The following is a 9,725-nucleotide window of genomic DNA, read 5'->3' as shown; positions in this document are numbered from 1 at the left end:
ACATGGACCGCGCCGAGCGCGACGTGCGCCGCATGGAAGGCATCATCCGCTCCATGACCCCGCTCGAGCGCCGCAAGCCCGAGCTGCTCAAGGCCTCGCGCAAGCGCCGCATCGCCGCCGGCGCCGGCGTCCAGGTTCAGGAGGTGAACCGCCTGCTCAACCAGTTCGAGCAGATGCAGGGCATGATGAAGAAGATGAAGGGCGGCGGCCTGATGAAGATGATGAAGCGCATGGGCGGCAAGGGCGGTCTGCCCAAGATGCCGTTCTGAATGTTTTGCCGACGACGCGGCGCCCGGCGGACCGCGTCCTTGGATCACGTTGCGGCCCCTCGGTGGGCCGCGCTTTTGCAGGAGCAGGAATGAATCTGGTCGACAGCTTTGCCGACATCGCGCGCTTCGTGGCCTTGCGCCGCGACATCCACGCCCACCCCGAACTCGGCTTCGAGGAACACCGCACGTCGAAACTGGTGGCAGACCTGCTGCGCGAGTGGGGTCTGGAGGTGCATACCGGCGTCGCCGGCACCGGCGTCGTCGGCGTGCTGCGGGCCGGCGCCGGCCGGCGCACCATCGGCCTGCGCGCCGACCTCGATGCGTTGCCGCTGCAGGAGGAAAACCGTTTCCCGCACCGGTCGCAGCACGACGGCCGCATGCACGCCTGCGGCCACGACGGCCACACCACGATGCTGCTGGCCGCGGCCTGGCACCTGGCGCGCACGCGTGACGTGAACGGCACCGTGAACTTCATCTTCCAGCCGGCCGAGGAGATGGGCAAGGCGGGGGCGCTGAAGATGATCGAGGACGGCCTGTTCGACCGCTTCCCGTGCGAAGCGGTCTTCGCGCTGCACAACTTCGCCTTGCCCACCGGCCGCTTCGCGACCAATCACGGTGCGCTCATGGCCTCGAGCAACACCTGGCGCGTGACCATCGCCGGCCGCGGCACCCATGCGTCGATGCCGCACACCGGGGTCGATCCGGTCGGCGCGACCATCGATCTCGCCCAGCAGCTGCAGGGCCTGGTGCCGCGCGTCGTCAACTCCACCGAGCGGGCGCTGCTGGCCGTCACCCAGATCCAGGGCTCCGACGCCCCCAACGTGATCCCCGACCAGGCCTGGGTCGGCGGCACGGTGCGCACCTTCGCGGTGGAAGTGACCGACGCGATCGAGGCCGGCATCCGCCGCCTGGCCGCCGGCGTCGCGCAAGCGCATGGCTGCACGGCCGAAGTGATGTTCCGCCGCGCCTCGCCGCCGGTGGTGAACCACGAGCGGGAGGCCCGGTTCGCCGCCGAGGTGATGCGTGAAGTGGTCGGCCCGGACAACGTCGACGAACGCACGCCGGCCGTGATGGGCGCCGAGGACTTCGCGCACATGCTGCGCGCCAAGCCGGGCTGCTACGCCTTCCTGGGCAACGGCGACGGCGGGCACCGCCTGCCCGACCACGGCCCCGGCGAGTGCATCATCCACGGCACGTCGTTCGATTTCAACGACGAGATCATTCCCATCGGCGCCAGCTACTTCGTGCGGCTGGCGCAGCGCTGGCTCGCCCAACCCTGACAGGAGCTCTCATGGACATTCGCAGCATTCGTGCCGGCGCCCTCGCGCTGGCCCTGGCCGCCGCCGCCGCGCCCGCCCTGGCCGCCGACCGGATCATCAGGATCATCGTGCCGTACGGTCCGGGCGCGGTCCAGGACACCGTGGCGCGCACCTTCAACAGCGAACTGGGCCAGGTGCTCGGCGCGACCGTGATCGTGGAGAACCGCCCCGGGGCCGGCGGCACGGTGGGCACCGCCGCCGTGGCCAAGGCGCCGCCCGACGGCAACACGCTGGTGCTGGCGGCGGCGAGCCACACGCTGGCCGGCCACCTGTACAGCAAGCTGCCGTACCACCCGCAGAAGGACTTCGTCGGCGTTTCGTACCTGGGCTATTCCGGCTACGTGATCGCGGCGCCCGGCGACCTGGGCGTGAACAACCTGGCCGACTACCTCAAGCTGATCAAGAGCAAGCCCGCGCAGCTCAATTACGCCTCGGCCGGCAACGGCAGCGCCACCCACATGGGCATGGCCTATTTCCTGTCGAAGGCCGGCCTGCAGATGCAGCACGTGCCGATGAAGTCCACTGGCGATGCCGTCAACGAGGTGCTGGCCGGCCGGGTGCAGGGCGTGTGCTCCGCGCTGGTCGGCCTCGCGGCCTTCAAGCAGGATCCTCGCATCAAGCTGCTGGCCTACACCGGCCCGCAGCGCTCCAAGTTCCTGCCCGACCTGCCCACCGTGGCCGAAGCCGGCGTGCCCGGCTACAAGTTCGACTCCTGGATCGGCCTGCTCGGTCCGGCCGGCATGCCCAAGGCCGAGGTCGACCGGATCAACGCCGCCGTGCAGAAGGTGCTGGCCACGCCGGCCGTGCAGCAGCGGCTGAGCCTGCTGGGCATCGAGTACGCACCGATGCCGTCGGCCGACTTCCAGAAGCTGTTGGCCGAGGACTGGGAAGCCGGCGCGGCGCTGGTCAAGGCGTCGGGCGCCCGCATCGAGTAAGGCGCCGCGCCTTCAGCGCGCCGCCCGCAGCCGCGGCACCACGGCCACGGGCACGGCGCCGGCATGGCGCCAGGCGCGCCGCAGCACGGCGGGCGAGCGCGACTCCTCCGGAATGCGCAGCACGTTGCGCGCGCGCATCCAGGCGCCGAGCACGGCGTCGCTGGTGAGCACCGCCAGCGGCACGGCCAGCACCAGCGGCAGCGCCACCGGGGCCAGCCAGACCAGGGCTTCCCAGTGCACCACCGCGATCGCGCCGGCCGGCAGCGCGATCACGAGCGTCATCGGCGCGAGCCGCGCCAGCGCTTCGCGCCAGCTGACGCCCCGGGCGTGCCGCGGCGGCGACTTCCAGTGCAGCTCGAGCCCGGTGAGCGCCACCAGCACGAACAGCGAGTGGGCCAGCATGCGGATCGGCGCCTGCAGCAGGGCCAGCATGGTTTCCGTCGCGGCGCTGTGCAGCAGCGCGGCCTTGCCGCCGTAGCCCGGCGCCGCGCCCTGCAGCAGCACCGCGGCCAGCCCCAGCACACGCGGCATGAACAGCATGCACAAGGTCCAGGCCCACAGGCCGCGCAGCTCGGCGGGCAGGGCATGCCAGTCGGGGACCACGGCCGCGCCGGAGAGCCACAAGCTGGTGCCGAGGGCGAGGAACGCCAGCCACAGCGGCGCGGACAGATAGGACATCGCGCCGATCGCGAACATCGCCCGGTGGACCCGGTGCAGTCCCGGCTCGGCGATCAGCCGCGAGTTCTGCAGGTTGCCCTGGCACCAGCGCCGGTCGCGCTGCAGCTCCGACAGCAGGTCCGGCGGCTGCTGCTCGTAGCTGCCGGTGAGGTCGGACACCAGCCAGACCTGGTAGCCGGCGCGGCGCATCAGCGCCGCCTCGACGAAGTCGTGCGACATGATCGGCCCGGCCAGGCCGCCCGTTCCCGGGATCGGCGCGAGGGCGCAGTGCCGCATGAACGGCTGCACCCGGATGATCGCGTTGTGGCCCCAGTAGTGGGACTCGCCCAGCTGCCAGAACTGCATGCCCAGCGTGAACAGCCGGCCGGTCACCCGCGAGGCGAACTGCTGCGCGCGCGCGTGCAGCGTCGCATGACCGATGGCCTGCGTCGCCGTCTGGATGATGCCGGCGCGCGGGTGCGCCTCCATCAGCTTCACCAGCGAGACGATGCAGTCGCCGCTCATCACGCTGTCGGCGTCGAGCACGACCATGTAGCGGTAGTCCTTGCCCCAGCGGCGGCAGAAGTCGGCGACGTTGCCAGCCTTGCGGTGCGTGCGCCGCTGCCGCAGCCGGTAGTAGACCTCCACCTGCGGGCGATCGGGCGCCGCGGCGAGCGCCGCACGCAGCGCCTCCCAGGCCGCGCGCTCGGCGGCGACGATCGCCGGGTCGGCGCTGTCGGACAGCACGAACACGTCGAAGGCTGCGGCATGCCCGGTCGTCGCCAGCGACTCGCAGGTCGCGCGCAGGCCGGCGAACACCGTGGCCACGTCCTCGTTGCAGATCGGCATGATGAGCGCGGTGCGGGCCTGCGGGTCGAGCCGGTGGTGCCGCACCTGCGCCGCCGACAAGGCGTGGCGGTCGCCGCGCAAGGTCACGTAGAAGCCCATCAGCGCCGTCACGAACCCGGTCACCACCCAGGCCGAGAGCAACGCGAACAGCGCGAGCTGGCCGTACCCCAGCCAGGCATTGCCGTAGTCGGGCTGCGCGCGGGCGAACAGGGCCGTCGCCAAGGCCGTGCTCAACGCGCTGAGCACGGCGCCTGCCGCGCGCCGGCGCCGGGCGGCGAGTTCCCAGGCCTCGGGCGCCTCCCGCCGGTGCGGCTGGCCGCCCGGCCGGATGGCGCGCGCCAGGGACAGGGCGACGCTGCGCCAGAAGCCCTGCCACGGGACCGGCACCATGGAGCCGCGGTTGAGCGGCGGGGCGCTGACGGCGTTCGGATGGCGCTCCTCGCGCAACGCACTGCGGCGGCGCGCCGGCGCCGGACCTACTCGGGAAGGATGATGTTGCTCCATGTCTCGCTCAGGATGTGGTTGTCCAGTTGCAGGAACGCGCGCACTTCGACCGGCTGCGCCGGATCGATGCGTTGCACCCGCAGGGTCATGCGCCAGCTGTCGCTGGCGGGATTGCGATAGGCGACCTGCTCGAGCACGCGCCCGTTGGCGTCGGCCGAGACGACGGCGCGCACCGGCGCCGCCGCGGGCAGCGCGTCCAGCGCCGGCCCCTTGAAATCGAGCACGTACTGGACCTGCTGGGCCAGCGCCTGCGGCTCCAGGCGCGAGTAGCCGAAACCGCGGCGCGACTGGGTCACCCAGCTGCCGGGCGGTCGCTGCTGCGCGTCGCCCTGCCATGCGATCTCGTAGGCCAGGTCCAGCGGCTCGCCGGGCGCGGGCAGCTTGGCCGGGACCCAGTACGCGACCACGTTGTCGTGGGTCTCGTCGGGGGTCGGCAGCTGCAGCAGTTCGACCCGGCCGGCGCCCCAGTCGCCGAGCGGGCGTACCCAGGCGCTGGGCCGCCGTTCGTAGCGGGCCTCCAGGTCTTCGTAGCTGGCGAAGGCGCGGTCGCGCTGCATCAGGCCGAAGCCGCGCAGGCCGTTCAGCGCGAACGAGGTGGCGATCGGACGCGCCGGGTTCTGCAGCGGCCGCCAGATCCATTCGCCGTCGCCGCCTTCCACCAGCAGGCCGTCCGAGTCGTGGACCTCGGGCCGAAAGTCGCTGCGGCGCGGCTGGTTCTCGCCGAAGAAGAACATGCTGGTCAGCGGCGCCACGCCGAGCGTGGCGATCGGCCGCGGCGCGCCGGGGCGCAGGAACAGGCGGGCCCGCACCCGGGTGACGGTCTGCGGGCCGGGCACGATCTCGAACTGGTAGGCCCCGGTCGCGCGCGGCGAATCGAGCAGCGCGAACAGCGTCACCTGCCTGGCGTCGGCGGCCGGGCGCTGCAGCCAGAACTCGGTGAAGCGCGGGAACTCCTCGCCGGCGCCGCCGCTCGCGTCGATCGCCAGGCCGCGCGCCGAGAGGCCGTACTGCTGGCCGGCGCCCAGGGCGCGGAAGTAGCTGGCGCCGAGGAAGGCGACGAGTTCGTCCTTGTAGGCCGGCGTGTTGAGCGGGTAGTGCAGCCGCAGTCCCGCAAAGCCCAGGTCGCCCCAGCTTTCCGGCCGCAGCCGGTTGCGGCCGAAATCGAAGTCGGCACGGTTGTACGGCAGCGGGCGCGGGCCGGCCGCGCTGATCTCGTGGATGCGCACCGGCTCGCGCTGGTACAGGCCGAGGTGGAAGAACATCGCCTCGAACGGCAGGTTCGCGTCGCGCCAGAGCGCCCGCGGCGGCCGGAACCGGATGTCGCGCACGCCGTCGTAGTCGAGCGCCTGCAGATCGGGCGGCAGCGTCCGGGCCGGGGCCTGATACGGCTCCTGCAGCCGCGCGCGCGCCAGCCGGGCCACGGATTCGAAGTCGAAGGGCGCGCGCTCGGCGGCGGCGGCACCGGCAGCGCAGGCGAGGAGGACGACCGCCCGGCGCAGGGCGCGGGCGGCGGCAGGGACAAAACGCATCGGGGACTGCAACGCAAAGCCCGTGCCAGCGAGAAAATCCCTGAAGAATCAGTGACTTGCGCCAGCTACGCGGGCCCCGACGGGCCGCCCGCCCGGCCTCACCCCCGCCATCACGTGGATTTTGTCGCCGGGCGGCGACAGCCCATCCGCCTGCGGGGCGCGAAGCCCAGCAAAATCAACTACTTGCCGGCGTCGCTGGGTGGCGACAGCCCGGCCGCGGCCTCGGCCTGGAAGTGCCCGGGCGTGAGCTCGTGCTTTTGCAGCAGCCGGTAGAACTCGGTGCGGTTGCGGTCGGCCAGCCGGGCCGCATCGGCCACGTTGCCGTCGGTCAGCTTGAGCAGGCCGACCAGGTATTCGCGCTCGAACCGCTGCTTGGCTTCGGCATAGGTCAGCACCTGCACCGAGGGCACGCGCAGCGCCCGCTGCACCAGCGCCAGCGGCACCAGCGGCGTGGTCGCCAGCGCGCAGACCTGTTCCACCACGTTGTAGAGCTGGCGCACGTTGCCCGGCCAGGGCGCGGCCACCAGCGCCTTGAGCGCCTCGGGCGCGAAACCCGACAGGCGACGCTCGTACTTGGCGGCCAGCTTGTGCAGGAAGTGGTTGGCCAGCAGGGGGATGTCCTCGCGCCGCTCGGCGAGCGGCGGCAAGGTCAGGCTCACCACGTTGAGCCGGTAGTAGAGGTCCTCGCGGAACTGGCCGGCGGCCATGGCCGCCTCCAGGTCGCGATGGGTCGCCGAGACGATGCGCACGTCCACCGGGTGCGACTGGCTCGATCCCACCGGCCGCACGGCGCGCTCCTGCAGCACGCGCAGCAGCTTGACCTGCAAGGCCGGCGGCATGTCGCCGATCTCGTCGAGCAGCAGCGTGCCGCCGTCGGCCGCCTGGAACAGCCCGCGGTGGCTCGTCACCGCGTCGGTGAACGCGCCCTTGACGTGGCCGAACAGCTCCGATTCGAGCAGCGCTTCCGGGATGGCGCCGCAGTTGACGGCGATGAACGGCTGGCGGGCGCGCCGGCTGGCGCGGTGGATCGCCCGCGCCAGCAGCTCCTTGCCGCTGCCGCTGTCGCCGCGCAGCAGCACGCTGGCGTCGGACTGCGCCACCATCCATGCCTCGGCAAGCAGGTCCGCCATGCGGGCGGAGCGGCTGATGATCTCCGCGCGCCAGGCCTGGTCCGCCTGCGCCGCGCTGGGCGCCGGGGCCGCCAGCGCCAGCGCCTGGGCGATCTTGTCCAGCAGCTCCTTGGCGTCGTAGGGCTTGGTGAGGTAGGAGAACACGCCGCGCGAGGTGGCCTCCACCGCGTCCGGGATGGTGCCGTGCGCCGTCAGCAGGATCACCGGCAGCGCCGGATGACGGGCGCGGATGTGGTCGAACAGCGCCAGACCGTCGCGCCCGGGCAGCCGCACGTCGCTGAGCACGAGCTGCGGCCGCTCGATCTCCAACTGCGCCATGGCCGCTTCGGCCGACGCGGCCGTCGCGACCTGGTAGCCGGCCGCCCGCAACCGCAGCGACAGCAGCCGCAGCATGTCGGCGTCGTCGTCGACCACCAGCAGCCTGGCGTGCGGCGCGGTGGCGGACCCGGTGTGGCGCTCCATGCGCGTTCCCCTACGGCCGCCCCGGCGCGCCGGAGGCGGCGGCCGGCGGCCGCGCCGGCACGCCGCGCTCGATCGCGCGCACGGCTTCCAGCCGCTCGTGGAGCTGATCGATGCGGCGCTGCGCGTCGCGCAGCTGCTGCGCCTGGCGCTCGGCCTGCTCGTCGGCGCGCCGCAGGTCGGTCAGCTGCGCGGCGATCCAGCGCGCGAGCGGATGGAGCGCGCGCGCCTCGGGCTCGCCTTGCCCCTGCACCCGTTGCAGCAGGCCCAGCGCGCGGGCGTGGTTGGCCGCGTTGCGGGTCTGTCCGAGCGCGATCGCCAGTTGCATGAGCCGCACCGGCGACTCGCCCGCGTCGGCGAGCCGGTTGATCTCCAGGCCCAGTTCGCCCGGTGCCAGGCGCCGCACGGTGTCGGCATAGGCGACGACGGCGTTCAGGCCCGCGTCGACGCGTGCGCTCGCGCTGGCGGCCTGGTCGGCGGCAGCGGCCGCTGCCGCCCAGGCCGCTCCGGTGGCGGCCCCCACCGGCGCCCGCTCGGGTGCGGCGGCGGTGGCCGGTGGGGCCGGCAGGACGGGCGCGGGTGCGGCACAACCGCCAAGCGCGAGGCACAAGCCCAGGCTCAGCGCCGCGGCTGCCGAAGCCGCTGCACGGGCTTCGGTGTCAGGAAGAAGCATGAGGAAGTTCTATCCGGAAATGTGCGCCTGGGCTGTCGGACAGCAGCCCGACGCGCCCGCCATGGGCGGTGATGTACTCCTGCACGATCGACAGGCCGACGCCGGTGCCGCGCAGGGCGTGGTCCGGCTGGCGTCCGCCGCGGTAGAAGGGCTCGAAGATGCGCTCGCGGTCCTGCGGCGCGACGCCGGGGCCCTGGTCCTCGATGTCGATGCAGACGCGCTCGGGCTGTGTCGCCAGCCGCAGCTGCACGGTGCCGCCTTCGGGCGAAAAGCGGATCGCGTTGGACAGCAGGTTGGCCACGGCCGCGCCGAGCTTGTCCGGGTCCACGGCGAGCGCGACCGGCGGCCCGTCGACCTGCACCGCCAGCCGCCGGCCCTGCCACTGCAGCCGCTGCGCCTCCACGCAGTCGCGCAGCAGCGCCAGCAGGTCGGTCTTGCGGCGGCGCAGCTGCCGCGCCTCGAACGCCGCCGCGTTGAAGCGCAGCAGGGCCTCGATCTGCGCCTGCAGCGAGCGCGTGTTCTGGTGCAGGATGTCCACCACCTCGCGCTGGCCGGCGTTGAGCTGGCCGGTGACGCCCTCCTGCAGCAGCGCCACCCCTTCGCGCAGCGCCGCCAGCGGCGTCTTGAGCTCGTGCGAGACGTGCCGCAGGAAGCGCGCCTTGTCGGCATCGAGCTCCGTCAGGCGCAGCCGCAGCCATTCCAGCTGCTGGCCGACGGCACGCACGTCGGCCGGGCCGCGGATGGCCACCGGCTCGTGCAGGCGGTTCTCGCCGAGCGCCACGATGGCGCGACCCAGCCGCCTGAAGGGCCGCGCCAGCCATACCCCGAGGCCGATGGCCAGCAGCATGGTGAACGCGATGGCCGCCAGCACCTGCTGCATCAGGCGGGCGCGGCTGGCCGCGAGCTGCGTGCCCAGCTCGCGGTTGCGCTCCTCGATCAGGCCCTGCACCGCGCCGGTGATCCGGTTGTTCACGGCGTCGAGCTCGCGGAACTCGCCGGCCACGGTGCGTTCGCGGTCGAGCGCGGTGGCCACCGGGCCGCCGAGCAGGCGACCGATCGCGGCGGTGCGCTCGCGCCAGGCGCCCAGGTCGGCATCGGCCACGCCGTTGGCCGCCATGCGCTCGAGGGCCGCCCGCGCCGCGCGCGACTCCTCGTCGTAGCGCTGTTGCAGCACCGCGTCGTTGAGCACCAGCGACTGGCGCGCGGCGCGTTCCATGGCGGCGGTGCGGGCGGTCAGCGTGTGCGCGGCGCCGGAGAGCTCGAGCGCGCCGACGGCCTCGGCGGCGCTTTGCGACATCAGGCGATCGAGGATGACGACGGCGCGCAGCGCCGTGCCGCCGAGCAGCGCGGCGATCAGCAGGAAGGCAACCAGCAGCAGCTGCCGGAACGATCCCATCGCGC

The 9,725-nt window shown here is 72.9% G+C and carries 7 protein-coding genes and 1 pseudogene; 3 read left to right on the top strand and 5 right to left on the bottom strand.

Going from position 1 to position 9,725, the window contains the following annotated elements; all coding sequences use genetic code 11:
• The 3 genes and pseudogenes from VNT59_RS01195 to VNT59_RS01185 all read left to right on the top strand — a co-directional run.
• Positions 1–269 (top strand): annotated as a pseudogene (locus tag VNT59_RS01195) (signal recognition particle protein); the annotation flags it as partial.
• An 89-nt stretch (positions 270–358) separates the two neighbouring features.
• Complete coding sequence (locus VNT59_RS01190) at positions 359–1,549, top strand: M20 aminoacylase family protein (protein WP_325495804.1); 1,191 nt, start codon at positions 359–361, stop codon at positions 1,547–1,549.
• 11 nt (positions 1,550–1,560) lie between these two features.
• Positions 1,561–2,523 (top strand): tripartite tricarboxylate transporter substrate binding protein, encoded by a 963-nt coding sequence (locus tag VNT59_RS01185; RefSeq protein ID WP_325495802.1) that lies wholly within the window; start codon positions 1,561–1,563, stop codon positions 2,521–2,523.
• Between the two features lie 12 nt (positions 2,524–2,535).
• Here the strand turns inward: VNT59_RS01185 and mdoH are convergent, their stop codons facing one another.
• The 5 genes from mdoH to VNT59_RS01160 form a co-directional block, all read right to left on the bottom strand.
• The gene (gene mdoH / locus VNT59_RS01180) at positions 2,536–4,533 is read right to left on the bottom strand and encodes a glucans biosynthesis glucosyltransferase MdoH (RefSeq protein ID WP_325495800.1); all 1,998 of its coding nucleotides are present in this window, start codon (positions 4,531–4,533) and stop codon (positions 2,536–2,538) included.
• Positions 4,506–6,062 (bottom strand): glucan biosynthesis protein G, encoded by a 1,557-nt coding sequence (locus VNT59_RS01175; RefSeq protein ID WP_325495798.1) that lies wholly within the window; start codon positions 6,060–6,062, stop codon positions 4,506–4,508. Before VNT59_RS01175 ends, mdoH begins: the two co-directional genes overlap by 28 nt.
• Before the next feature lie 179 nt (positions 6,063–6,241).
• Entirely contained in the window at positions 6,242–7,654 is a 1,413-nt protein-coding gene (locus VNT59_RS01170) for a sigma 54-interacting transcriptional regulator (protein ID WP_325495796.1), read from the bottom strand.
• Between the two features lie 10 nt (positions 7,655–7,664).
• Positions 7,665–8,324 (bottom strand): hypothetical protein, encoded by a 660-nt coding sequence (locus VNT59_RS01165; protein WP_325495794.1) that lies wholly within the window; start codon positions 8,322–8,324, stop codon positions 7,665–7,667.
• Positions 8,311–9,720: an ATP-binding protein gene (locus VNT59_RS01160; protein WP_325495792.1), complete on the bottom strand. Its 1,410-nt coding sequence runs from the start codon at positions 9,718–9,720 to the stop codon at positions 8,311–8,313. The genes VNT59_RS01165 and VNT59_RS01160 overlap by 14 nt, the downstream gene beginning before the upstream one ends.
• Positions 9,721–9,725 lie beyond the last annotated feature (5 nt).

Origin of the sequence: Ramlibacter sp. (genome assembly GCF_035554825.1) — a bacterium.
Taxonomy (GTDB): Bacteria; Pseudomonadota; Gammaproteobacteria; order Burkholderiales; family Burkholderiaceae_C; genus Ramlibacter.
The sequence above is the reverse complement of the archived record's forward strand: the minus strand, read 5'-3'. Positions and strand labels throughout refer to the sequence as shown.

Bases quoted from the DNA above. Each gene is read 5' to 3' on its own strand.
- VNT59_RS01175 (WP_325495798.1), bottom strand. From the start codon at position 6,062: ATGCGTTTTGTCCCTGCCGCCGCCCGCGCCCTGCGCCGGGCGGTCGTC.
- VNT59_RS01165 (WP_325495794.1), bottom strand. From the start codon at position 8,324: ATGCTTCTTCCTGACACCGAAGCCCGTGCAGCGGCTTCGGCAGCCGCG.
- VNT59_RS01170 (WP_325495796.1), bottom strand. From the start codon at position 7,654: ATGGAGCGCCACACCGGGTCCGCCACCGCGCCGCACGCCAGGCTGCTG.
- VNT59_RS01185 (WP_325495802.1), top strand. From the start codon at position 1,561: ATGGACATTCGCAGCATTCGTGCCGGCGCCCTCGCGCTGGCCCTGGCC.
- VNT59_RS01190 (WP_325495804.1), top strand. From the start codon at position 359: ATGAATCTGGTCGACAGCTTTGCCGACATCGCGCGCTTCGTGGCCTTG.
- VNT59_RS01160 (WP_325495792.1), bottom strand. From the start codon at position 9,720: ATGGGATCGTTCCGGCAGCTGCTGCTGGTTGCCTTCCTGCTGATCGCC.
- mdoH (WP_325495800.1), bottom strand. From the start codon at position 4,533: ATGGAGCAACATCATCCTTCCCGAGTAGGTCCGGCGCCGGCGCGCCGC.